This is a genomic window from Oharaeibacter diazotrophicus, assembly GCF_004362745.1.
GTDB lineage: Bacteria > Pseudomonadota > Alphaproteobacteria > Rhizobiales > Pleomorphomonadaceae > Oharaeibacter > Oharaeibacter diazotrophicus.
In genome coordinates, this window is record NZ_SNXY01000006.1 from 842,638 (window position 1) to 865,685 (window position 23,048).

At 71.4% G+C, this 23,048-nt stretch carries 18 protein-coding genes; 3 read left to right on the forward strand and 15 right to left on the reverse strand.

The window, feature by feature from the left end; all coding sequences use genetic code 11:
* Positions 1 to 108 precede the first annotated feature (108 nt).
* Complete coding sequence (gene parC, locus EDD54_RS04035; RefSeq protein WP_126541707.1) at positions 109 to 2,370, reverse strand: DNA topoisomerase IV subunit A; 2,262 nt, start codon at positions 2,368 to 2,370, stop codon at positions 109 to 111.
* Positions 2,371 to 2,561: 191 nt separating this feature from the next.
* On the opposite strand from parC, the gene EDD54_RS04040 reads away from it, so the two are divergent.
* Positions 2,562 to 4,514: a bifunctional 2',3'-cyclic-nucleotide 2'-phosphodiesterase/3'-nucleotidase gene (locus EDD54_RS04040; protein ID WP_126536349.1), complete on the forward strand. Its 1,953-nt coding sequence runs from the start codon at positions 2,562 to 2,564 to the stop codon at positions 4,512 to 4,514.
* Positions 4,515 to 4,575: 61 nt separating this feature from the next.
* Here EDD54_RS04040 and EDD54_RS04045 read toward each other — a convergent pair whose 3' ends face one another.
* The 9 genes from EDD54_RS04045 to EDD54_RS04085 form a co-directional block, all read right to left on the reverse strand.
* Positions 4,576 to 7,641 (reverse strand): S8 family serine peptidase, encoded by a 3,066-nt coding sequence (locus tag EDD54_RS04045; RefSeq protein WP_165644325.1) that lies wholly within the window; start codon positions 7,639 to 7,641, stop codon positions 4,576 to 4,578.
* Positions 7,642 to 7,955: 314 nt separating this feature from the next.
* Positions 7,956 to 8,528, reverse strand: coding sequence for a biotin transporter BioY (locus EDD54_RS04050; RefSeq protein ID WP_207620232.1), 573 nt, complete (start codon positions 8,526 to 8,528; stop codon positions 7,956 to 7,958).
* A 97-nt stretch (positions 8,529 to 8,625) separates the two neighbouring features.
* Entirely contained in the window at positions 8,626 to 9,603 is a 978-nt protein-coding gene (locus EDD54_RS04055; protein ID WP_126536345.1) for a 5-oxoprolinase subunit C family protein, read from the reverse strand.
* Positions 9,593 to 10,468: a 5-oxoprolinase subunit B family protein gene (locus EDD54_RS04060; RefSeq protein ID WP_126536343.1), complete on the reverse strand. Its 876-nt coding sequence runs from the start codon at positions 10,466 to 10,468 to the stop codon at positions 9,593 to 9,595. The genes EDD54_RS04055 and EDD54_RS04060 overlap by 11 nt, the downstream gene beginning before the upstream one ends.
* Before the next feature lie 165 nt (positions 10,469 to 10,633).
* Positions 10,634 to 12,001 carry an acetyl-CoA carboxylase biotin carboxylase subunit gene (locus EDD54_RS04065; protein ID WP_126536341.1) on the reverse strand — a complete coding sequence of 456 codons (1,368 nt, stop codon included), beginning with the start codon at positions 11,999 to 12,001 and terminating at the stop codon, positions 10,634 to 10,636.
* 3 nt (positions 12,002 to 12,004) lie between these two features.
* Positions 12,005 to 12,247, reverse strand: coding sequence for an acetyl-CoA carboxylase (locus EDD54_RS04070; RefSeq protein WP_126536339.1), 243 nt, complete (start codon positions 12,245 to 12,247; stop codon positions 12,005 to 12,007).
* 36 nt (positions 12,248 to 12,283) lie between these two features.
* A complete protein-coding gene (gene pxpA / locus EDD54_RS04075) occupies positions 12,284 to 13,024 on the reverse strand; it encodes a 5-oxoprolinase subunit PxpA (RefSeq protein WP_126536337.1) in 741 nt (246 codons plus the stop codon).
* Between the two features lie 136 nt (positions 13,025 to 13,160).
* Positions 13,161 to 13,607 carry a GNAT family N-acetyltransferase gene (locus EDD54_RS04080; protein ID WP_126536334.1) on the reverse strand — a complete coding sequence of 149 codons (447 nt, stop codon included), beginning with the start codon at positions 13,605 to 13,607 and terminating at the stop codon, positions 13,161 to 13,163.
* Positions 13,608 to 13,618: 11 nt separating this feature from the next.
* Positions 13,619 to 14,980, reverse strand: coding sequence for an amidase (locus EDD54_RS04085; protein WP_126541705.1), 1,362 nt, complete (start codon positions 14,978 to 14,980; stop codon positions 13,619 to 13,621).
* 320 nt (positions 14,981 to 15,300) lie between these two features.
* On the opposite strand from EDD54_RS04085, the gene EDD54_RS04090 reads away from it, so the two are divergent.
* Complete coding sequence (locus EDD54_RS04090) at positions 15,301 to 16,218, forward strand: LysR family transcriptional regulator (protein ID WP_321184142.1); 918 nt, start codon at positions 15,301 to 15,303, stop codon at positions 16,216 to 16,218.
* A gap of 11 nt (positions 16,219 to 16,229) precedes the next feature.
* Positions 16,230 to 16,610, forward strand: coding sequence for a nuclear transport factor 2 family protein (locus EDD54_RS04095; RefSeq protein ID WP_126536330.1), 381 nt, complete (start codon positions 16,230 to 16,232; stop codon positions 16,608 to 16,610).
* Positions 16,611 to 16,654: 44 nt separating this feature from the next.
* On the opposite strand, the gene EDD54_RS04100 is transcribed toward EDD54_RS04095, so the two are convergent.
* The 5 genes from EDD54_RS04100 to EDD54_RS04125 all read right to left on the reverse strand — a co-directional run bounded on the left by EDD54_RS04100 (position 16,655) and on the right by EDD54_RS04125 (position 23,031).
* The gene (locus tag EDD54_RS04100) at positions 16,655 to 17,833 is read right to left on the reverse strand and encodes an NAD(P)/FAD-dependent oxidoreductase (protein ID WP_126536329.1); all 1,179 of its coding nucleotides are present in this window, start codon (positions 17,831 to 17,833) and stop codon (positions 16,655 to 16,657) included.
* Positions 17,834 to 18,086: 253 nt separating this feature from the next.
* Positions 18,087 to 19,751, reverse strand: coding sequence for a thiamine pyrophosphate-binding protein (locus tag EDD54_RS04105; RefSeq protein ID WP_126536327.1), 1,665 nt, complete (start codon positions 19,749 to 19,751; stop codon positions 18,087 to 18,089).
* A gap of 147 nt (positions 19,752 to 19,898) precedes the next feature.
* On the reverse strand, positions 19,899 to 21,065 hold the full coding sequence (locus tag EDD54_RS04110; RefSeq protein WP_126536325.1) for a CaiB/BaiF CoA transferase family protein: 1,167 nt from the start codon (positions 21,063 to 21,065) through the stop codon (positions 19,899 to 19,901).
* A 22-nt stretch (positions 21,066 to 21,087) separates the two neighbouring features.
* A complete protein-coding gene (locus EDD54_RS04115) occupies positions 21,088 to 21,528 on the reverse strand; it encodes a type II toxin-antitoxin system HicB family antitoxin (protein ID WP_126536323.1) in 441 nt (146 codons plus the stop codon).
* Positions 21,529 to 21,816: 288 nt separating this feature from the next.
* Positions 21,817 to 23,031 carry an acyl-CoA dehydrogenase gene (locus EDD54_RS04125; RefSeq protein ID WP_126536321.1) on the reverse strand — a complete coding sequence of 405 codons (1,215 nt, stop codon included), beginning with the start codon at positions 23,029 to 23,031 and terminating at the stop codon, positions 21,817 to 21,819.
* Positions 23,032 to 23,048 lie beyond the last annotated feature (17 nt).

Below are 23,048 nucleotides of genomic sequence, written 5' to 3' on the forward strand. Positions count from 1 at the left end.
GCCCGCGGGCCGCGTCGGAGCGGTCGCGTCGGGGTCGGTGATAGCCGTCTCGCGGCTGCGAGACAAGAGCGCAGAGGACCGGAGGCGGCGGCCCTCCGCGCGGGTGGATCAGCCCGCCTTCGGCTCGAAGCTGTTGGACTTCGGGAAGCCGATCGGCGGCAGGCGGCCGGCGGTGGCGCGGTCGCCGATCCAGTCGGAGAGGTCGGCCATGGTGCGCAGGAAGACGCGGCCGGAGGTGTCGGTCCAGGTCAGGCCCTTGTCGGCGGCGAAGACCCGGACGTCGGCGACGCCGCCGTCCTTGTAGCGCTGCAGGCGGACGCCCTTGCCGCGCGCCATCTCCGGCACCTGCGCCAGCGGGAACACCAGGAACTTGCGGTTCTCGCCGATGATCGCGACCGTGTCGCCCTCCGCCGCCACGGCCATCCTGGCCTTGGCGCCGTCGGCGAGGTTGAGCACCTGCCGGCCCTTGCGGGTGGTGGCGACGAGGTCGGCCTCGGCCGTCAGGAAGCCGAAGCCGTCCGACGACACCATCAGCAATCGCCGCTCCGCCCGGTGCACGAAGACGTCGACCACGTCGGCGCCGTCGTCCATGTCGACCATCAGACGGATCGGCTCGCCGGTCGAACGGCCGCCGGGCAGGCGGTCGGCGCCGAGGGTGAAGATCTTGCCGTTGTCGGCGAGCACCATCAGCTTGTCGGTGGTCTCGGCCTTGAAGGCGAGCTTCAGCTTGTCGCCGGCCTTGAAGGCGAGGCCCGAGACGTCGGCGATGTGGCCCTTGAGGGCGCGGATCCAGCCCTTCTCGGAGATCACCACGGTGATCGGCTCGCGCTCGATCAGCGCCTGGGTGACGTCCTCGGCGCCGTGGGCAGAGGCCTCGCCGAAGCCGGTGCGGCGCTTGCCGAGCGGGGTCTCGGGGCCGAAGGTGGCGCGCACCTTGGAGATCTCCCAGCGCACCGTCTTCCACTGCCGCGCCTCGGAGCCGAGCAGCGTCTCGATCTTGGCCTTCTCGTCGGTGAGCTCGGCGTGCTCCTTGCGGATCTCCATCTCCTCGAGCTTGCGCAGGTTGCGCAGGCGCATGTTGAGGATGGCCTCGGCCTGGGTCTCCGTCAGCGAGAAGGTTGCGATCAGCACCTTCTTCGGCTCGTCCTCCTCGCGGATGATCCGGATCACCTCGTCGAGGTTGAGGTAGGCGATTATGAAGCCCTCGAGCAATTCGAGGCGGCGGACGATCTCGTCGAGCCGATGCCGCGAACGCCGGAGCAGCACCTCGCGGCGGTGGTCGAGCCACTCGCGCAGCACCTGCCGGAGGCCGATCACGTTCGGCACCTGCCCGCGCGACAGCACGTTCATGTTGAGCGGGATGCGGCTCTCGAGCTCGGACAGGCGGAACAGCGCCTCCATCATCAGCGCCGGGTCGACGTTGCGGCTCTTGGGCACGATGACGACGCGCACGTCCTCGGCCGACTCGTCGCGGACGTCTTCGACCAGCGGCAGTTTGCGCTCGTTGACCAGTTCGGCGATCTTCTCGATCAGCCGCGCCTTCTGGACCTGATAGGGGATCTCGGTGATCACGACCTGCCAGGCGCCGCGCTCGAGCTCCTCCTTTTCCCAGCGCGCCCGGACGCGGAAGGCGCCGCGGCCGGTGCGGTAGGCCTCGAGCACCGACGCCTCGCTCTCGACCAGCACGCCGCCGGTGGGGAAGTCCGGCCCGCGGACGGGGCCGTTGACGCGGTCGACCAGCTTCTCGATCGGCGTCTCCGGATCGTCGATCAGCCGCATCGCCGCGTCGCAGATCTCGGCGGCGTTGTGCGGCGGGATCGAGGTCGCCATGCCGACGGCGATGCCGGAGGAGCCGTTGGCGAGCAGGTTCGGGAAGGCGCCGGGCAGCACGACCGGTTCGCGGTCGGTGCCGTCGTAGGTCTCGCGGAAGTCGACGGCGTCTTCGTCGAGGCCGTCGAGCAGCAGGCGGGCGACCTCGGTCAGGCGCGCCTCGGTGTAGCGCATGGCCGCCGCGTTGTCGCCGTCGACGTTGCCGAAGTTGCCCTGGCCGTCAATCAGCGGATAGCGCTGCGAGAAGTCCTGGGCGAGGCGCACCAGCGCGTCGTAGACCGACTGGTCGCCGTGCGGGTGGTACTTGCCGATGACGTCGCCGACGACGCGGGCGCATTTCTTGAAGGCGGCGCCGGGATCGAGCCGGAGCAGGCGCATGGCGTAGAGCACGCGCCGGTGCACCGGCTTCAGGCCGTCGCGCACGTCGGGCAGCGCCCGGTGCATGATCGTCGACAGCGCGTAGGCGAGATAGCGCTCCTCGAGCGCCTCCCGGAGGTTGACGGGTTCGATGCCGTCGGAGGGAATCAGGTCCTGGCCCATGGACAAGGGGTAGAATCGGGAACGGATCGGGGCAACCGCGACGCCGGCCACGGACGACGTTTTCCCGCCTCGCCGCGGAAATCCGGGGACGGCGGGGGTCCCGTCACGGTGCGGTCACGGCCGCGGGGTTCTCCTCGTCGCCCGCCCGTGGGACCCTCGCCCCGTCGGACGGCCAACCGAGGAGACCCGCGATGCGCCAGACCGCCCTCACCCGCCGCGCCGTGCTCCGCGGCTCCACCGCGGTCGTGGCCCTCCTCGCCGCCGGACTGCCGCTGCGCGCCGCCCCGGGCCGGGTCAAGCTGCGGCTGATGGCGACCAGCGATCTCCACGTCAACGTCTTCCCCTACGACTACTACCGCGACAAGCCCGACGACACCGTCGGCCTCGCCAAGACGGCCGCGCTGATCGCCGCCGCCCGCGCCGAGGTGCGCAACGCGCTGCTGTTCGACAACGGCGACCTGATCCAGGGTAGCCCGCTCGGCGACTATGTCGCCTATTCCAAGGGCCTGAAACCCGGCGAGGTCCACCCGATGGTGGCCGCGATGAACACGCTCGGCTACCTCTGCGGCACACTCGGCAACCACGAATTCAACTACGGCCTCGAGTTCCTCGGCAACGCCCTCGCCGGCGAGACCTTCCCGACCGTCTGCGCCAACGTTGTGAAGGCCGACGGCACGCCGCTGGTCGAGCCGACGCGGGTGTTCGAGACGACCGTGGTGGACGAGGCCGGCACCGAGGCCGTGCTGCGCGTCGGCGTGATCGGCTTCGTGCCGCCGCAGATCGTGCAGTGGGACAAGTCGAACCTCGACGGCCGCGCCACGACGATCGACATCGTCGAGGCCGCCATGGCCCACGTGCCGGCGCTGCGCGCCAAGTCGGACGTGGTGGTGGCGCTCTGCCATTCCGGCATCGCCGGCGGGGAGCGCCGGGGCGGCGAGGAGAACGCGGCGCTGCACCTCGCCGCCGTCGACGGCATCGACGCGATCTTCACCGGCCACCAGCACCTCGTCTTCCCCGGCAAGGACTTCGACGGCATCGACGGCGCCGACGCCCGCCGCGGCACGCTGCACGGCAAGCCGGCGGTGATGCCGGGCTTCTGGGGCAGCCACCTCGGCGTGATCGACCTCGAGCTCGAGCGCATCGGTGCCGGCTGGACAGTGGCGGGCTTCGCGGTCGAGGCGCGGCCGATCTACGAGCGCGGCGCCGACCGCAAGATCGTCTCCAAGGTCGACGCCGTCGCCTCGGTGCTGGCGGCAGCGCAGGCCGACCACGACGGCACCCTCGCCTACGTCCGCCAGCCGGTCGGCGAGACCACGGCGCCGATCACGAGCTACTGGGCCGCGGTCGCCGACGATCCCTCGGTGCAGATCGTCAGCCAGGCCCAGCTCTGGTACGCCGCCTCGCTCGGCGCCGACGCCGGCCTGCCGAAGCTGCCGCTCCTGTCGGCGGCGGCGCCGTTCAAGTCGGGCGGCCGCGGCGGGCCGGACTACTACACCGACGTCCGGCCGGGGCCGGTGGCGATCAAGGACGTCGCCGACATCTACCTCTACCCGAACACGCTGCGCATCGTGAAGGTGACCGGCGCCGATGTGCGGGAGTGGCTGGAGCGCTCGGCCGGGCTGTTCCGCCGCATCGACCCGGCGGCGAGCGGACCGCAGATGCTGATCGACCCGGACTTCCCGACCTACAATTTCGACGTGATCGACGGCGTCACCTACCGGATCGACGTGACGAAGCCGAGCCGCTACGACAAGGACGGCAAGATCGCCGACGAGGCCGCGCACCGCATCGTCGGCCTGATGCTGGACGGCAAGCCGCTCGATCCGGCGGCCGAAGTGCTGGTGGTCACCAACAACTACCGCGCCGGCGGCGGCGGCCACTTCCCGGGCGCCGACGGCAGCACCATCGTCTTCGAGGCGCCGGACACCAACCGCGACGTGATCGTGCGCTACGTCATGAAGGAGAAGACGATCAACCCGTCGGCCGACGGCAACTGGCGCTTCGTGCCCTGGCCGGCGGAGGCGGAGGTGATCTTCGTGTCGTCGCCCAAGGCCGACGCCTCGTCGCTGCCGGCGGGCATCTCGGTGGAACCGGCGGGCGCCGCCGAGAACGGCTTCGCGAAATACCGCGTCCGGCTCGGGTGATCGGATCCGTCGCCGCCGGTCACGACGGCGACGGAAGCCAGGTTTTCCTCGCCTGGGGCGGTCAGTGGACCGCCGCCAGCGTGGACGAACCGGATGACTTCGGCGGGCGCACGGTCACCGCGATCGAACCGAGCAGATTCTCGTTGCTCGGCGTGCCGCGATAGAACAGGACGCCGCCGAAGTCGGAGCTGCCGGCGGCGAGCCCCGACCAGCCGATCGACAGTTCGTAGTCCAGGCCGGCGACGACCGTCCGGGGCAGCCCGGACACCACGAGGGCGCCGGTCGCGGGCTTGGCCGTGGCCTCCCACAGGCTGATCGTATAGGGCGTCGCGCCGTCCCCGTTCCGGGCCACGACGCAGACGCGCGTGAAGGCCTTCTGCGCGAGGTAGTCGAGGGTCTCGGTCGAGTTGTCCTTGGTGGCGGCCTCGTAATAGCCGAGGTCGCCGTCGTGGACGTAGAGGTCGAGGTCGGCCGTGGTGTTCGGATCCACCGGGGCGACGCGCACGCGGACCAGCGAACCGATCCGCGCGATCGCGAAGTCGCGATGGCTGGTGCCGGCGGCGATCCGGTAGCACTCGCTGCCGCCCGCGCCCTGCCCGGTGAAATGTCCGTTGACGGTTCCCCGGGCGGTCTGCCGGGGACCGAGGCCCATGGCGACCACCGTGACCTTGCCCGCGTAGCCGAAGCGCACCGTCCGCTCGACCGTGGTGGTCGCCTGCGTCGAGGCGACGTCGGTCGCCTTCATGCCGACGGTCGTGAGCAGCAGCGGGCTGCGGACGCGGTGGGTGCCGTCGGTCCACGTGAGATAGCCGGGCACGGCGGTGCCGTAGGGGGCGGTGGTCGCCGTCAGGTCGACGGTGAACGCACCCGTGGCGCCGGGCTTCAGCGTGAGGCTCGCCGGGGTCACCTTGCCCGCGAAGCCGCGCAGGTCGAGGGATGCGGTGTAGGTGGCCGTCGTCTTGCCGACGTTCTTCACCTTGCGGACGAAACGGCCGCTTCCCACCATGGTCATGCGGACGGACGGCTGGTTGAGGCGCTCCGGCGCGGTGGCGCGCCCGCTTCCGCACACCGACGGCGGCAGGCCGACACCGCAGAGATAGCCGTCGAGATCGGCGGACGACACCGGATAGACGAGACCGGGATCGAGCGCGCCGGCTGGATCGATGAAGCCGGCACCGGCCCGATCGACCCGGCGGTCGCGGGCGCCGCCGAGGCTCACGACGTTGGTGGCGCTGGTCATGATCGCCGAGCGGATGTCGAGCGGGCCGAAGTCCGGTCGCGCCTGACGGATCAGCGCGGCGAGGCCCGCCACGTGGGGCGAAGCCATCGAGGTGCCCGACAGCACGTTGTAGGCCGCCGGCGCCACCGCGCCGGCGAGGATCGCGTCGTGCTCGGCGCGGCTCGCGGGCTTGTAGGCATAGGCGTCGATGACGTCGGACCCCGGCGCCGAGACGTCCGGCTTCAGCACCTCCGGACGGCCGTTTCCGGGACCGGCGGACGAGTAGTCGGCGAGGACCGGGGCCGGCGTGCCTGCCACGAAGGCGAACTGGCCGATCGCCGCCGTCGGGCCGGACGTCGCGGCGTAGTCGCGCAGGGCCGTGCGGTCCGCGACCGGCAGGTGCACCGTCGGCACGGCGTGCAGGTCGGCGACGAGGTTGTCCGCGTCGGGGCTGACGTTCACCAGCACCATGCCGGCGCCGCCGGCGCGCGCGACCTCGGCGCTCTTGTCGACGCGGGCGAGACCGCCGCCGCGGTCGCAGACCACGATCTTGCCAGCGGCTTCTGTGGCGTCGAGGGTGCCGGGGCCGCAGAAGATCGCGACGGCCGGATCGACGCCGGCACCCGCGATCGCGTCGGCGAGCACGAACGGCGCCGCCGGCACGGCCGTCGCGAGGCTGGCGCCGGTGTAGCCCGTCCCGTTCCCGAGGGTGATCGTCGCCTTCGGCGAGCCCTTGTAGGTGGTGGCCGCGACCGTGGTGACCCAGGGCGCCTGATGACCGACCGTCCCATTCTCGCCATCGTTGCCGGCCGAGGCGGCCGCGAAGACGCCGGCCCGCGTGGCCCCGAGGAAGGCGAGCGAGAGCGGATCCGTGATCGTGTCGCCGTAGCCGCCGATCGAGACGTTGACGACGTCGACGCCGTCCTCGGTCGCCTGCTCGATGGCGGCGACCACGTCGCTGATGATGCAGGTGCTGGTCGCACCGGTGATCACCGAGAGGTCTACGTAGCTCCAGCAGGCCTTGTAGGCCGCGATGCGCGCGCGGGGCGCCAAGCCGGAGGACAGCGCGCCCTCGAAGAGGGGGGCGTTGCGGTTGCCGGCGGCCGTCGCCGCGGTGTGCGAGCCGTGGCCGTTGCTGTCGCGGGCGGACGGATACTCGATCGCCGCCATCTGGAGGTCGAGCAGGTCGAAGCCGGCGTGGAAGGTGCGGGCCCCGATCAGCTTGTCGTTGCAGGCGGTCGCCGCGGAGAAGCCGGGTTCGGAGACGCAGCGGCCCTTCCACTTGGCAGGCGGCGCCCCATAGGCCTTCGTGCCGCCGGCGGCTACCGGGAAACCCTTCGCGTCGACCCGGTCGAACACCGCCGGGTTCTCCGGCTGGATGCCGCTGTCGACCACGCCGACGATCACGTCCTCGCCGGTGAGCGTCCGGCCGTCGACGCTGCGGGACCAGATGCCCTTCGCGCCGGTGAGGCCGAGCACCTGCGGCGTCCTGAGCGCCTCGAGCCGGGCGGCCCGGTCGGGGGTCACGGACACGACGCCCGGCGCGCCGCGCAGACGGTCGGCTTCGGCTGCGGTCAGGCGGGCGGTGAAGCCGTTGACGGTGGTGGTGAAGCGGTAGCCCGTCCGGACGGGTCGGCCGAGCGTGGCGATCACCGCGTCCTGCCGGCGCTCGAGCGCCCGCCCGTAGGCGAACACGGCGGCGGAGGTCGCGTCGAAGGTCCGGCCGGTCGCCGCATCCGGCGCCGTGGCTGGAAGGCCGGCCACACCGCCGGCGTAGGCGACGGCCGGGGGATCGGCCAGCGTCACGATGTATACGCCGGAGGTCTCCGCGGCAGGTGCCGGCACGGCAGCGCACAGCAACGCCAATGCAGCGCCCGCGAGGGCCACCCTCGTCCGCAGTCCGGTCATGCCAGCCCCCTTGTCCGCCCGTCCCCGGTGGTGCGCCCTTCGCCCCGAACGAAGGTGCGCGGCGATTCCCGGCGCTACCGCCGGTCGCCCTGGATCGAGCATTGAAGCCCGCGCGAGGCGGTTGTCAATTTGTCGGAGAGGAGACTTCGACCCGTTTGGAGGTGGCGCGTCGCAGCCGGGACGCGCGGCGCAACGCCGATATGGGGCGCGCGGACCGAGTCGCGCAGTGTCGGACCGACGAACGGAAACCGGCCGCGGAGCGCTCCGCGGCCGGCTCGATGGTCTCGAATGGTCGGCCCCGAGGGCCGGATCCGTCAGCCGCGGCCGAAGCGGACGCGGCCGAGGCCCTCGCGGACGGCGACGGCGAGCGCCGCCTTGACGAGGTCGCCGAGGAGGAAGGGCACCGCGCCGACGGCGACGGCCTTGGCCATGTCACCGCCCATCATGTAGCCGAGCCAGGGCAGGCCGAAGCCGTAGATGGCGGCGGTGCCGGCGAGCACGGCGAGCACCGCGCCGCGGATACCGGCGACGCGCTCGGCGATCAGGCCGGCGAAGAAGGCGGCGAAGAAGAAGCCGACGATGTAGCCCACGGTGTAGGGCTTGGCGAGGATCAGCGCCGCATTGAGGCCGCCGGCGAACACCGGCAGGCCGAGGAGGCCCTCGACGACGTAGACGGCGAGGGTCAGCGCGCCGAGGCGGGCGCCGTAGAGCATGCCGATGGTCATGACCGCGAAGGTCTGCATGGTCATCGGCACCGGCAGCATCGGCACGGTGATCTGCGCGGCGGCGGCGATCAGGGCCGAGCCGAGCACGACGGCGAGGGCGCGAGTCGCGAGGCCGGAGGCCTGGAGCGAGCGGCCGAAGGCGAGGGAGGCGTTGGTCTGCATCGTCGTGGAATTCCCGAACGGTTGCGAACAGGCGGATTCGGCGGCGTGCCGGGCCGCGCGGGCGTCACCACGCGGCCGGCCGATCATCATCCGGCTATCAGCCGGCGAGCGCGGCGACAAGATCATTCGATAGTCGTGCCCGGTCGCGCCGGGCGGCGAGCGCGCCGTCCATGTCGACCGCCTCGAAGCGCGCCTTCTGGTGCGGCTGCAGCTGCCCGATCAGGTCCATGTCGGCGGAAACCACCGTGCCGATCATGAAATAGCCGCCGCCGGACACGGCGTCGCGGTGGAGCACGATCGGCTCGGTGCCGCCGGGCACCTGGATCGAACCGTAGGGATAGCAGCTGTCGACGATGTTGGACGGGTCCGACCCGGCACCGAAGGGCTGCTCGCGCGGCACGAACTCCAGTGGCCGGCCGCCACGGAAGCGGTAGCCGATCCGGTCGGCCTCGGGCGCGACCTTCCAGGTGTCCTCGAAGAAGCGCGTGCCGGCCTCGGCGGTGATCCGGTGCCAGTAGAGCCCCGGCAGCACGCGCAGGACCGGCTCCTTGCCCGGCCCGCGGCGCAGTGCCTCGGGCACCGACGCACCGACGCGCGCGGCCTTCTTCTGTGCGCCGACGGGCAGGCTGTCGCCGGCCTTAAGCGCCCTGCCCTCGTGGCCGCCGAGCGCACCGAGCGGATAGGTCGAGCGCGATCCGAGCACCACCGGCACGTCGATGCCGCCGGCGACGGCCACGTAGGCGCGGGCGCCGGCCTTCAGGAAGCCGAAGCCGAGCGTTTGCCCGGCCTTGACCTCGAAGGCGGTCCAGGTCGGCCGCTCCTCGCCGTCGACCTTGGGCGGCAGTTCGGCGCCGGTGACCGCGACGACGGCGTCGGCCGTGAAGCGGATCTCCGGCCCCATGAACACCGCCTCCAGCACCGCGTCGCCCTCGTCGTTGCCGACGAGCAGGTTGGCGGCGGAAAGCGCGTAACGGTCCATGCCGCCGGAGAGCGGGATGCCGAGGTGGTAATAGCCGGGGCGACCGAGGTCCTGCACGGTTGTGGCGAGGCCCGGCTTCAGGATCTCAAGCGCCATGGAGCACCCCCAGGAGCTTCGCGTTGGTGGCGGCCGGGTCGGCCTTGAACTCGTCGAGCGAGAAGGTGACGTCGCGGATGGTCGGGGCGAACTTGCCCGTGTCGACCGCCTCGACGGCGGCGTCGTAACCGTCGCGGTCGACCGGCTTGAACTTCACGATGTCGCCCGGGCGGAAGAAGATCATGAACTCGCGGAGATAGCTTATCTCCTGCTTCGGGTCGTAGATCGGCATCGGCGTGATGCCGAACATCTGGTAGCCACCGGCGCCGCGCACGGAGTAGATGCAGCCGAAGCAGCCGCCGTGGCCGACGGTGAGCTTCGGGGTGTCGGTGCGGGGCCGGAGATACTTCGGCACCTGGATCTGCTTCTGCCGCTCGACCATCTGGTACATGAACGGCAGTCCGGCGACGAAGCCGACCATCGACACGAACCAGGGCGAACCGGCGTGGGCGGCGACGAAGTCGTCGACGGCGCCGTAGCCGTTGATGCGGGCGGCATAGTCGAGGTCGGTGCCGGAAGGATCCTGGTGGCGCTCGCGGAAGCGCATCAGCGTCTCGTGGGTCCACGGGTCGCCGTAGAACACCGGGATCTCGACGATGCGGGTGCGGATGGTCGATTCCGCCTTGTCGGCGGCGCTCTCGAGCCGCTTCAGCTCGGCCATCATGTCGTCCGGCGCAATGACGTCCGGATCGAACTTGATCTGGAACGAGGCGTTGGCCGGGCAGATCTCGGTGACGCCCCGGATCCGGCTCTCCTTCACCGCGGTGGTGATGGACAGGCTCTTGAAGAAGGCCTCGAGCGACATTTCCTCGTCGACCTCGACGAAGATGTGCTCGTCACCCCCGAACGAATATCGCGTCTTCATCGCGTCTCGGAGCTCCGCGTTGCGAGGTGGTGGGGCGTCTTTCCTGTCCCGCGACTTCCCGACGGGTCGGGACTTCGCGCGGTTTCGGCCATTCGGCCGGCGCCCGGTCGGGCGCTCCTCGCTCGCGGCGCGCCGACCGTAGGTCGGGACGTCGCGAACTCGGGGTCATTGCGGCGACCCGAGCGGATGGGCGTCGAGCCATCCCTCGAGCCAGCGGGTGTGGACGGCGCCGGCGCGGACGTCGGCGTCGCGGGCGAGTGCGGCGTGGAGCGCCGTGGTCGTCGGCAGACCCTCGACCTTCAGTTCGGCGAGCGCGCGGGCTAGCCGGTCGATCGCCCCGTCGCGGGTCTCGTCCCAGACGATCAGCTTGCCGAGCAGGCTGTCGTAGAACGGCGGCACCTGGTAGCCGGGGTAGAGCATGCCGTCGAAGCGCACGCCCATGCCGCCGGGCACCGTCAGCGCCGTCACCGTGCCGGGTCCCGGCAGGAAGCCCTTCGCGGGATCCTCGGCGTTGATGCGGACCTCGATGGCGTGGCCCTTGGCGACGACGTCGTCCTGAGCGTAGGCGAGCGGCGCGCCGCCGGCGACGCGGATCATCTCGCGGACGAGGTCGATGCCGGTGATCATCTCCGACACCGGGTGCTCGACCTGGATGCGGGTGTTCATCTCGATGAAGAAGAACTCGCCGGTCCGCCCGTCGTAGAGATACTCGAGCGTGCCGGCGCCGCGGTAGCCGACGCTCTCGGCGAGCCGCACCGCCGAGGCGCACAGCGCCACACGGGTCTCGGGCGAAAGGCAGGCGGCGGGTGCCTCCTCCCACACCTTCTGGCGCCGGCGCTGCAGCGAGCATTCGCGCTCGAAGACGTGGATGGCGCGCGTCCCGTCGCCGAGGATCTGCACCTCGACGTGGCGGGCGTGGGCGACGAAGCGCTCGAGGTAGAGACCGCCGTCGCCGAAGGCGGCCAGCGCCTCGGCACTCGCCTGCGGGATCAGCTTCTCGAGCTCGGACGGGCTCTCGGCGACGCGGATGCCGCGGCCGCCGCCGCCGGCGGACGCCTTGATCATCACCGGATAGCCGATCGCCTTCGCCACCCGCTCGGCCTCGGCGACGCCCTCGACGCGACCCTCGGAGCCGGGCACGCAGGGCACGCCCGCCGCACTCGCCATGGCGCGGGCGGTCGCCTTGTCGCCCATGGCGCGGATGGTCTCGGCCTTCGGGCCGACGAAGACGAGGCCGGCCGCCTCGACCTTCTCGGCGAAGGCGGCGTTCTCGGACAGGAAACCGTAGCCCGGATGGATCGCGTCGGCGCCGCTCTCGATGGCGCCGCGCAGCACCGCGTCCATGTCGAGATAGGACTTGCGCGCGTGCGCCGGTCCGATCTCGACGACCTCGTCGGCGAGGCGCGCGGCCAGCATGTCGCGGTCGGCGGCGCTGACCGCCTGGACGGTGGCGATGCCGAGTTCGCGGGCGGCACGGATGATCCGCACCGCGATCTCGCCCCGGTTGGCGACGAAGAGCTTGGCGATCGCCATGCGTCAGGCCTCGACGTCGTAGAGCGGCTCGCCGGCCATCACCGGGTCCTCGTTCTCGACGTGGAAGGCGACGATGGTGCCGGCCTCCTCGGCGGTCACGGGGGTGAACGACTTCATCACCTCGATCAGGCCGACGGTGTCGCCGACGGCGACGGCCTCGCCCTCGGACTTGAACACCGGCTGGTCGGGGGCGGGCTTGCGGTAGAAGGTGCCCGGGATCGGGGCGAGGACGGTCTTCACGGCCATGTCGGGGTCTCCCTGGGGGAAGCGTTCGGATCGGGGTCAGGCCGCCATCGGCGGGATCAGGCCCTCGGCGACCAGGGTGTCGCGCAGCACGCGCGCGACCTCGTGGGCGCCGGGGGTGTCGGAGTGGACGCAGATCGTCTCGGCGCGCACCGGCACGTCGCGCCCGCCGACCGAGCGCACCATGCCCTCGCGCAGCGCGCGGACGCCGCGGCGGGCGGCCTCCTCGGGCGCGACCGGGTCGTGTTCGCGGGTGATGATCAGCGAACCGTCGTCGGCATAGTCGAGATCGACGTAGAACTCGGCGACGAAGCTGTGGCCGCGGGCGGTGTAGACGCGCTCGTGCTCGGTCCCGATCATGCCGAACAGCGGCACCTCGTAGACGTCGGCGGCGTCGGCGACCGCGTGGGCGATGTCCGGGTCGCGCGCCGCCATGCCGTAGAGCGATCCGTGCGGCTTGAGGTGGTGGAGCACCATGCCCTCCGCGTCGAGGAAGCCCTTGAGGGCGCCGATCTGGTAGATCAGGCAGTCCGCGAGTTCCTCGCGGCCGATCTTCATCTCGCGGCGGCCGAAGCCCTGGCGGTCCGGCAGCGAGGGATGGGCGCCGACCTTCACGCCGTGGCGCTTGGCGAGCCGCACCGTCCGGTGCATGTGCACGAAGTCGGAAGCGTGGAAGCCGCAGGCGACGTTGGCGACGTGGATCGACGGCATGATCCGCTCGTCGTCGCCGAGCCGCCAGATGCCGTAGCTTTCGCCCATGTCGCAGTTGAGGAGCGTCATCTCGTCCCGTCCCGAAGCTCGTTTCCGTCCGCGTCCCGCCGCGGTCGACAGAGGGTCGCCGCCAGGGGAGGCGCTGTAAAATCGTGAAAACCGCGGCGCCGTATCGGCCGGACCGATGGCGCCGCGGCCGGCCCGCTCACGGGCGGATCTCGTAGGTGACCCAGGCCGTCTCGGTGGCGACGCGGTCGTAGAGGGCGCGCGCGGTGGCGTTGTCGGCGGCGGTGATCCAGCGCACGACGCTCCAGCCCCGCGCCTTCGCCGCGGCCGTCACCCCGGCGATCAGCGCCGCCGCGACGCCGCCGCCGCGCGCGCCCGGCGCCACGAAGAGATCGTCGAGGAAGCAGCCGACCTGCGCCGCCACCGGGCGGTGGTAGGGGCGGAAATGGGTGATGCCGACGAGCGCGCCCTCGCCGTTGCGGGCGCCGAGACCCTCGACCGGGTTGGAAGGGTCCATCAACCAGCCCCAGACCGTCTCGGCCTTCTCCTCGGTGTCGGGCACCGCGTAGAAGCGGCAATAGCCGAGGTAGAGCGGTTCCCAGTCGGCGCGGTCGGCGGCGGTGAGCGGGGCGATCGTCACGGACATCGCTGGGATCCTCAGGCGTTCGGAAGCCGCACGACCGGCTCGGCCGCGAGGCAGAAGGAGAGCAGCGCCTCGTCGGCGCCGCCCGGCGCCGAGACCAGTAGCCCGACCGGCAGGCCGGCCGCGCCTGTGCCGCAGGGCAGCGACACGCCGGCGGTGTCGAGATAATTGCCGATCAGCGTGTTGCGCAGCGTCCGGCCGTTGACGGCGACGAAGAGGTCGTCGTCTGCCTCAAGCGCGGCGATCGGCGGGGCGACGTGCGGCACCGTCGGATGGATCAGGAAGGCGCCGTCGAGTTCGCGCGCCAGCGTCTCGACCATGCCGGCGCGGGCGGCGAGCAGCGCGATGTAGTCGGTCGTGGCGATGTTGGCGCCGAGCCGGCTGCGCGCGACGACGCGGCGGTCCATACCGGCGGCGCCGGGGCCGTCGAGGTGGCGGCGCAGCACGGCGTAGGCCTCGGCGGTGACCAGCGCGCCGTGCTCGGCGTAGAGCGACAGCACCTCGGCGAGCACCGGCAGCGGCCGCCGCGTCACCACCGCGCCGGCGGCCTCGAGCCGCTTCACGGCGGCTTCGACGGCGGCGACGACCTCGGGCTCGGCGCCGTCGAACATCACCGTCTCCGGCACCACGAGACGGGCGCCGGCGACCGCGCCGCGGCGGATCGGCGAGGCGACGAGGCCGTTCATGGCGGCATCGACCAGGACGGCGTCCTCGACCGTCCGGGTGAAGCAGCCGAGCGAATCGAGGCTGGTGGAGAGCGGGTGGACGCCCGCCATCGGGTAGCGGCCGCGCGTCGCCTTGTAGCCGACCACGCCGTTGAAATGGGCGGGGATGCGCACCGAGCCGCCGGTGTCGGTGCCGATCGCCACCGGTACCAACCCGGCCGCGACCGCTACCGCCGAGCCCGACGAGGAACCGCCGGGGATGCGCGGCTCGTCGGTCGAATGCGGATTGGCGGGCGTGCCGTAGTGCGGGTTGAGGCCGAGGCCGGAGAAGGCGAACTCGGTCATGTTGACCCGCCCCACCGCGACCATGCCGGCCGCCTGCAGGCGGGCGACCACGGCGGCGTCGGCGGTGGCGGGCGGATCGTCGGCGAGGATCCTCGAGCCGGCGGTGGTGGCGAGGCCCTCGACGGCGAACAGGTCCTTCCAGGCGACCGGCACGCCGTCGAGCGGCCCGCGCGCCCGGCCGGCCCGGATCCGCCGCGACGCCTCGCGCGCCTCGACCATGGCCCGTCCGGCGGTGACACGGGTGAAGATGGCGGGATCGGCGGCGGCGATCGCGGCGAGGGTTGCCTCGGCGACATACTCGGCGTCGACCAGTCCGGATTGGATCATCGCGGCGAGTTGGAGCGCCGATCGGTCCTTGATGTCGATGTCGCCCACCGTACTTCTCCCACGCGCGTTGATCTCGAGACCGGAATCCGATCGAATTCAGATTATTCCTACGTCGATGAGCACCATATACGAAGGATCATAGGATTGAAGCCTGTTTTTATTTGACTGGATCGTCGCTTTGACGCTCTATGGCTCCAGCCATCGTGATCGCCGATCCGGAGAGGTCGCGCGCGCCATCGGCGTGATCGCGAGTGTCGGGCAAGCGATCGTGCCCGTAAAATAGAATTTCACGGCCTGCCGTATCTGAAATTCAGATGGCGCTGCCGTACCGGCCAGCGAGGGGAGACGGAACGTTGTCCGTGTCGCTGAAGCAGATCCGCTACTTCATCGCCGCCGCGGAATCCGGCCAGATTTCTCACGCGGCGGTCGAGCTCAACGTCTCGCAGTCGGCGGTGACGGGGGCGATCCAGCAGCTCGAGGGCATCCTCGGTGTCCGCCTGTTCGACCGCCACCCGAGCGGCGTGTCGCCGACGCCGGAGGGCCACCGCTTCCTGCTGCATGGGCGCAACGTGCTGGCGGCGCTCGAGGAGGCGATGCGGGTCTCGCGCAGCTCGGCGAGCACGGCGTCCGGCACGGTGCGCGTCGGCGTCACCTACACGGTGGCCGGCTACTTCCTGCCGCGTCACCAGGCCCGCTTCGCCCGCACCTTCCCTGCCGTGACCCTCGACCTCTACGAGGCCTCGCGCAGCGTGATCGAGCAGGCGCTGATCGACGGCGCCCTCGACGTCGCGGTGATGCTGGTCTCCAACCTCGAGGCCGCCGACAAGCTGGAGTCCGAGGTGCTGATCCGCTCGCGGCGCCGGCTCTGGACCCCCGCCGACCACCCGCTCCTGAAGAAGGACACGCTCGGCCTCGCCGACGTCGCCGAGCACCCCTACGTCATGCTGACTGTCGACGAGGCGAGCCACACCGCCGGCCGCTACTGGTCGCGCTCGGGCCACAAGCCCGACGTGATCTTCCGCACCTCGTCGGTCGAGGCTGTGCGCAGCATGGTCGCAGCCGGCATGGGCATCACCGTGCTGTCCGACATGGTGTTCCGGCCGTGGTCGCTCGAGGGCCAGCGCATCGAGACGCGCGTCCTCGCCGACGAGATCCCGAGCATGGACGTCGGCCTCGCCTGGCGCCGCGACGCGACCATGAGCCCGGCGACGCGCTGCTTCCGCGATTTCCTCAGCCTCGCCTTCCACGGCGGCGGCGGCAACCACCCCTCGACTTGACGGAGCCGACCATGACCACCGACGACACTCTCGCCATGCTCCGGGCCTTCTCGGCCGCTTGGAACCGCCACGATCTCGAGTCGATCATGGCGCTCTCGACCGACGACTGCGAGTTCTGGGCGGCCGCCGGGCCGGACGCGCTCGGCACACGTTCGGTCGGTCCGGAGGCGGTCGCCGCCGCGTACCGGTCGATCTTCGAGACCTTCCCGGACGCGCAATGGACCGAGGGCCGGATCTCGCTCATCGCGCCGGACCGCGCCATCTCGGAATGGACCTTCGTCGGCACGACCGTGGAGGGTCGCAAGGTCGAGGTGCTCGGCCTCGACCTGCTCGACCTCGCCGACGGCAAGGTCCGGATCAAGAACAGCTTCCGCAAGAACCGGACGGCCTGACCCGGTTCCCGGAGCGGGGGAGAGCGCGGACGCCCTCCCCCCGTTCAGACCACGTTCTTCTCGGCGACCCGCCGGCCCGCGGCGACGCGGGCCGGGTCGAGTTCGGAGAGGTCGAGCGTCGTGTAGCGGCCGTGGACGATCAGCTCGGCGAGGCCGCGGCCTACCGCCGGCGACTGCTGCAGACCGTGACCCGAGAAGCCGTTGGCGAGATAGAGCCCGTCGACGTCCGGGGCGCGGCCGAGCAGCACGTTGTGGTCGAAGGCGCACATGTCGTAGTAGCCGGCCCAGGCCCGGCCGGGGCGGATCCGCTCGAAGGCGGGCACGCGGGTGGCGAGCGTCGGCCAGATCAGCTCCTCGAACAGCGGCCAGTCGACGGTGAAGTCGCCGTCGAATTCCGGGTCCCGGTCCTCGGGTGGCGCCGAGCCGCACAGGAAGCCGTCGCCCTCGGGGCGGACGTAGGTGCCGTTCGGGTCGATCAGCAGCGGGCAGTTCCGGACCTCGTCGGCGCACTTGAAGGTGAAGATCATCCGCTTCTTCACCTCGATCGGAATGTCGCAGCCGGCCGAGCGCGCGATCTCGCGGCCGCCGCGCCCGGCGGCGTTGACGACCGCGCCGCAGGAGATCACTTCGCCGTCGGCGAGCCGCACGCCGGTGACCCGCCCGCCCTCGGTGACCACCGCGGCGGCGGACGTGGCGCGATACTCGACGCCGAGCGAGCGCGCCTTCTTGCGAAACGCCTGCATCAGGCCGTAGCCGTCGAACCAGCCCTCGCCCGTCCGCCCCCAGCAGCCGGCGACGACGTCGTCGACCGCCAGCCAGGGGAAGCGCTCGACCAGCTGTTCGGGCTCGAGGAACAGGATGTCGGCGCCGAGACGGGTCTGCAGAGCATGATTCTCCTCGAGCACCGGCCGGCCGGCGGCGGTCGCGAGGAACAGGTAGCCGCCCTCGTGGAGGTCGACCACCGGGCGCTCGTCGCCGACCGCGAGGCGCTCGCCGATCTCGCGCAGGAAGCGGATGCCGTAGAGCGAGATCTCGACGTTGACCGCGGTCGAGAACTGCTGCCGGATCGAGGCGGCGGACAGCGCCGACGCGCAGGCCTGGTAGGTCGGGTCCTTCTCGACCACCAGCACGCGGCCGCCGAAGGCCGGATCGGCGGCGAGATGGTAGGCGACCGAGGAGCCGGTCACCGCCCCTCCGATGATGACGACGTCGTAGTGGGCCATGGGAAGTGCCTCGGGTGGGGGGTCTCGGCGGCGGGAGGGGTGGAGTGGGCGAGGCGGCGGGGACGGCTTCTACCCTCCCCCTTGTGGGGAGGGTCGACGGCCGCAAGGCCGGCGGGGTGGGGCCGGCTTCCACTGCCGCGACGCGGCTTCCCGCTCAATGCTGGCCGTTGTCGTCGAGCCCGTGGAGGCCACCCCACCCAGGCCCTCCGGGCCGACCCTCCCCACAAGGGGGAGGGTAGAAACGTCCCTGCCCTCACCGCCCCGCGGAGATCTCGTCCAGCGTCTTCGCCGGGGTGATCGCCTGCGGGTCGATCAGGCAGTGCAGGATCGCGGGCCTCCCCGAGGCGAGCGCGCGCTCGGCGGCGGGGGCGAACTCCTCCGTCGTACGCACCGTCTCGCCGTGGCCGCCGAAGGCGCGGGCGTAGGCGGCGAAGTCGGGGTTGGCGAGCTTGGTGCCCGAGGGCCGGCCGGGATACTCGCGCTCCTGGTGCATGCGGATGGTGCCGTACATGCCGTTGTCGACCACGATCACCAGGATCGGCAGGTCGTACTGGACGGCGGTGGCGAACTCCTGGCCGTTCATCATGAAGCAGCCGTCGCCGGCGAAGGCGACGACGGGCCGGTCGCGGTGGAGGTGCTTGGCCATCACCGCCGCCGGCACGCCGTAGCCCATCGAACCCGACGTCGGCGCGAGCTGGGTGCCGAGGCGGTTGTGGCGCCAGTAGCGGTGGACCCAGATCGCGTAGTTGCCGGCGCCGTTGCAGACGATCGTCTCCGGCGGCAGCCGGTCCTTCAGCCACTTGACGGCCTCGCCGTACTGGAACGCGCCGGGCAGCGGCTTCGGCGTGCCGGTCCAGGCGTCGTAGTCGGCGCGGGCGGCGCGGGCGGTCTCGCGCCAGCGGATCTCGACCGGCGGCTGCACGGTCTCGAGCGCGGCGGCGAAGGCGCGCGGCGTCGCGACGATGCCGACGGCGGGCTGGTAGACCCGGCCGATCTCCTCGGGGTCCGGATGGACGTGGACGAGGGTCTGGCGAGGCTGCGGCACGTCGATCAGCGAATAGGACGACGACGGCATCTCGCTCATGCGCGCGCCGACCAGCACCAGCACGTCGGCCTCCTTCACCCGCGCGGCCAGCTTGGGGTTCGGGCCGATGCCGACGTCGCCGGCGTAGTTCGGGTGGTCCTGCGGGAACAGCGCCGAGCGGCGGAACGAGGTCGCGACCGGCAGGTCGAAGCGCTCGGCGAAGCGCACGACTTCGCGCTGGGCGCGCTCGGTCCAGCGCGAGCCGCCGAGGATCACCAGCGGACGCTCGGCGGCCCAGAGCAGCTTCTGCATCTTCACCATGTCGGTGAGGCCCGGCCACGTCTCGGCCGGCTCCACCGCCGGCGGATCGGCGACCACGGCGGTCTCGACCAGCATGTCCTCCGGCAGCGCGATCACCACCGGGCCCGGCCGGCCCTGGCAGGCGACGCGGAAGGCGCGGGCGATCAGCTCGGGGATGCGGGCGGGATCGTCGATCTCGGTCGCCCACTTGGCGATCGAGCCGAACACGGCACGGTAGTCGAGCTCCTGGAACGCCTCGCGCTCGCGCATGCCGCGCTCGATCTGGCCGACGAACAGGATCATCGGCGTCGAGTCCTGGCGGGCGATGTGGACGCCGTGCATGGCGTTGGTCGAGCCCGGGCCGCGGGTGACGAAGCAGATGCCGGGCCGCCCGGTCAGCTTTCCGTAGGCCTCGGCCATCATCGCCGCACCGCCCTCGTTGCGGCAGACCACCACGTCGACGGCGGTGTCGTGGAGGGCGTCGAGCACGGCGAGATAGCTCTCGCCCGGCACGCAGGTGAGGCGGTCGACCCCCTGGGCGATCAGGGCGTCGACGAGAATCTGCCCGCCGGTGCGGGGCGCGGAGGTCGTCACGGTTCTCGTCTCCTCCGGGACGGCGCCGGACTTCGGCCGCCCGCCCCGCTCGTGCCGGCCACGACTGTGCCGGCGGTTCGTTGCGATCCATGGCCCGGACGCCGCCGGCCGCGCAAGGCGGGCGGTGCCGGATCGGGCGTGTCGGTGTCAGCCCTCGCCGGCGAGCGCGGCGAGCACGGCCGCGGTGTCGGCGCCGAGCTTCGGGCCCGGGGTCGCCGCGGCCATGCGCTCGCCGTCGATCACGATCGGCGAGGCCACTGACGGCACCACGCTGCCGTCGTCGCCGACGAGTTCGAGCTTCATCCCGCGCGCCACCACCTGGGCGTCCGAGAAGACGTCGGCGACGGTGTTGATCGGGCCGGCCGGCACGCCTGCGGCCTCGAGGGCCGCGAGCAGGTCGTCGCGGCGGAACGCCTTCACGTGCGGCTGCAGCAGCGGGATCAGCTCGGCGCGGCGCTTCACCCGGTCGGCGTTGCCGGCGAAGGCGGGGTCGGTGCCGAGCGCCGGCGCGCCGATCACCTCGCAGAAGCGGCGATACTGGCCGTCGTTGCCGACCGCGACGATGACGTGGCCGTCGGCGACCTCGAACACCTGATAGGGCACGATGTTCGGATGGGCGTTGCCGAGCCGGCGCGGCGCGCGGCCGGAGGCGAGGTAGTTCATCGCCTGGTTGGCGAGGATGGCGACGGAGACGTCGAGGAGGGCCATGTCGACGTGCCCGCCCTGGCCGGTCTCGTCGCGCCGGCGCAGCGCCGCCAGCACGCCGACGGCGGCGTAGACGCCGGTGAAGACGTCGACCACGGCGACGCCTACCTTCTGCGGCTCGCCGGCGGGATCGCCGGTGACGTCCATCAGGCCGCCGAGGCCCTGGATCATGAAATCGTAGCCGGCGCGGGCGGCGTAGGGACCGTCCTGGCCGAAGCCGGTGATCGAGCAGGTGACGAGCCGTGGGTTCAGCGCGGCGAGGCTCTCGTGGTCGAGGCCGTATTTCTTCAGGCCGCCGACCTTGAAGTTCTCGATCACCACGTCGCATTCGGCGGCGAGCCGGCGGACGATCGCCCGGCCCTCCTCGGCCTCGAAGTCGACCGCCACCGAGCGCTTGCCGCGGTTGCAGGCGTGGTAGTAGGCCGCGCCCCACGCCTCGCCCGCCGCGTCGGTGACGAAGGGCGGCCCCCAGGTCCGGGTGTCGTCGCCGCTCCCCGGACGCTCGACCTTGATCACCTCGGCGCCGAGGTCGGCGAGCAGCTGCCCGCACCAGGGCCCGGCGAGGATGCGGGCGAGTTCGAGGACACGGATGCCGGCGAGGGGTTTCATGGGGTGGGCTCTCGGTGTGGCGTCAGGCCGCCTTGGGACGCTCGCCGGCGGGATGCACGGTGAACGCGACCTCCTGACCGAGCGCCGCGAAGGCGGCCTCGATCTGGTCGAGCCGCGAAGCGTGTCCGAGGTCGAACAGGCGGTCGATCTGCGGCGGCTTCCAGTCGAGGAGGCGGGCGAGGTCGGCCTTGCGCAGGCCGCGGTCGAGCATGACTCGGTAGAGTTCGATCTTGAGGGTGGCAAGCGCCGGCAGCACGACCCAGGTCGGGCCGTCGACGATCGAGGGGGCCGGGATCGCGAGACGATCGGCCATGCGCCCTTGGATGGCGGTCTCCACCGCGTCGAGCGCACGGGCCAGGGCCTCGACCTCGGTCTCCCCGAAGCTCGCGGCCTCGGGAAGATCCGGCACGGTGACGAGGAAGGTGCCGTTGTCGTCCGGCACGAGATCGACGGGATAGCGCATCGGGGCCTCCGGGTCCGGCCGTCGCGTCAGGCGAGGCCGAGGTCCTTCTTGATCTTGGCGACGAGGCCGCTGCCGGGTTCCTTGCCGCTGCCGTGCATGGGAAGAACCGACCGCCTTTCGCCACGACGGACGAGCAGATGCCCGCCCTTCCCGCCTCGAAGGTGCAGCCCTGACGCGCCAGCCAACGCTTGAACTGGGCACTCGTCACGGTCACCCCCGGCAACGTGGAAGACCGGCACGATACAACACTTGTGTTGCATCACGCCAGATCCCCCCGCGCCGCCACCCTCAGAAGAACGCCTGCAGCCCCGTGATCGCACGCCCGAGGATCAGGGCGTGGATGTCGTGGGTGCCCTCGTAGGTGTTGACGGTCTCGAGGTTGACCATGTGGCGCATCACCTGGAACTCCTCGGAGATGCCGTTGCCGCCGTGCATGTCGCGGGCGACGCGGGCGATGTCGAGGGCCTTGCCGCAGTTGTTGCGCTTGACGAGGCTGATCATCTCCGGCGCCATCTTGCCGGCGTCGAACAGCCGGCCGACGCGAAGGCTCGCCTGCAGGCCGAGGGTGATCTCGGTCTCCATGTCGGCGAGCTTCTTCTGCACGAGCTGGGTCTGCGCCAACGGCTTGCCGAACTGCTTGCGGTCGAGCGTGTAGCGCCGGGCGGCGTGAAAGCAGAACTCGGCGGCGCCGAGCACGCCCCAGGAGATGCCGTAGCGGGCCCGGTTGAGGCAGCCGAACGGGCCCTTGAGGCCGGCGACGTTCGGCAGCAGCGCGTCCTCGCCGACCTCGACCCCATCGAGCACGATCTCGCCGGTGATGGAGGCGCGAAGGGAGAGCTTTCCGCCGATCTTCGGGGCGGTAAGACCCTTCGCCCCCTTCTCCAGCACGAAGCCCTTGATCTCGCCGCCGTGGGCCTCCGACTTCGCCCAGACGACGAAGACGTCGGCGATCGGGGCGTTGGAGATCCACATCTTGGCGCCGGTCAGGCGGTAGCCGCCGTCGATCTTCTCGGCGCGGGTGCGCATGCCCGCGGGATCGGAGCCGGCGTCCGGCTCGGTCAGGCCGAAGCAGCCGATCCACTCGCCGGAGGCTAGCTTCGGCAGGTACTTGCGGCGCTGCGCCTCGTCGCCGTAGGCCCAGATCGGGTACATCACCAGCGACGACTGCACGCTCATCATCGAGCGGTAGCCACTGTCGACCCGCTCGATCTCGCGCGCGACGAGGCCGTAGGCGACGTAGGACGCACCGGCGCAGCCGTAGTCCTCCGGCAGGGTGACGCCGAGCAGGCCGAGCTCGCCCATCTCGCGGAAGATCGCGGGATCGGTCTTCTCCTCGGCATAGGCCTCGATCACCCGCGGCTGCAGCTTGTCCTGCGCGAAGGCGCGGGCACTGTCGCGGATCAGGCGCTCGTCCTCGGTGAGCTGCTCGTCGAGGAGGAAGGGATCCTCCCAGTCGAACACGGCGCGGGCGCTCGAACCGGCGGTCTTGTGGAGGGCGGTCATCGGGGGTCTCTCCGGGA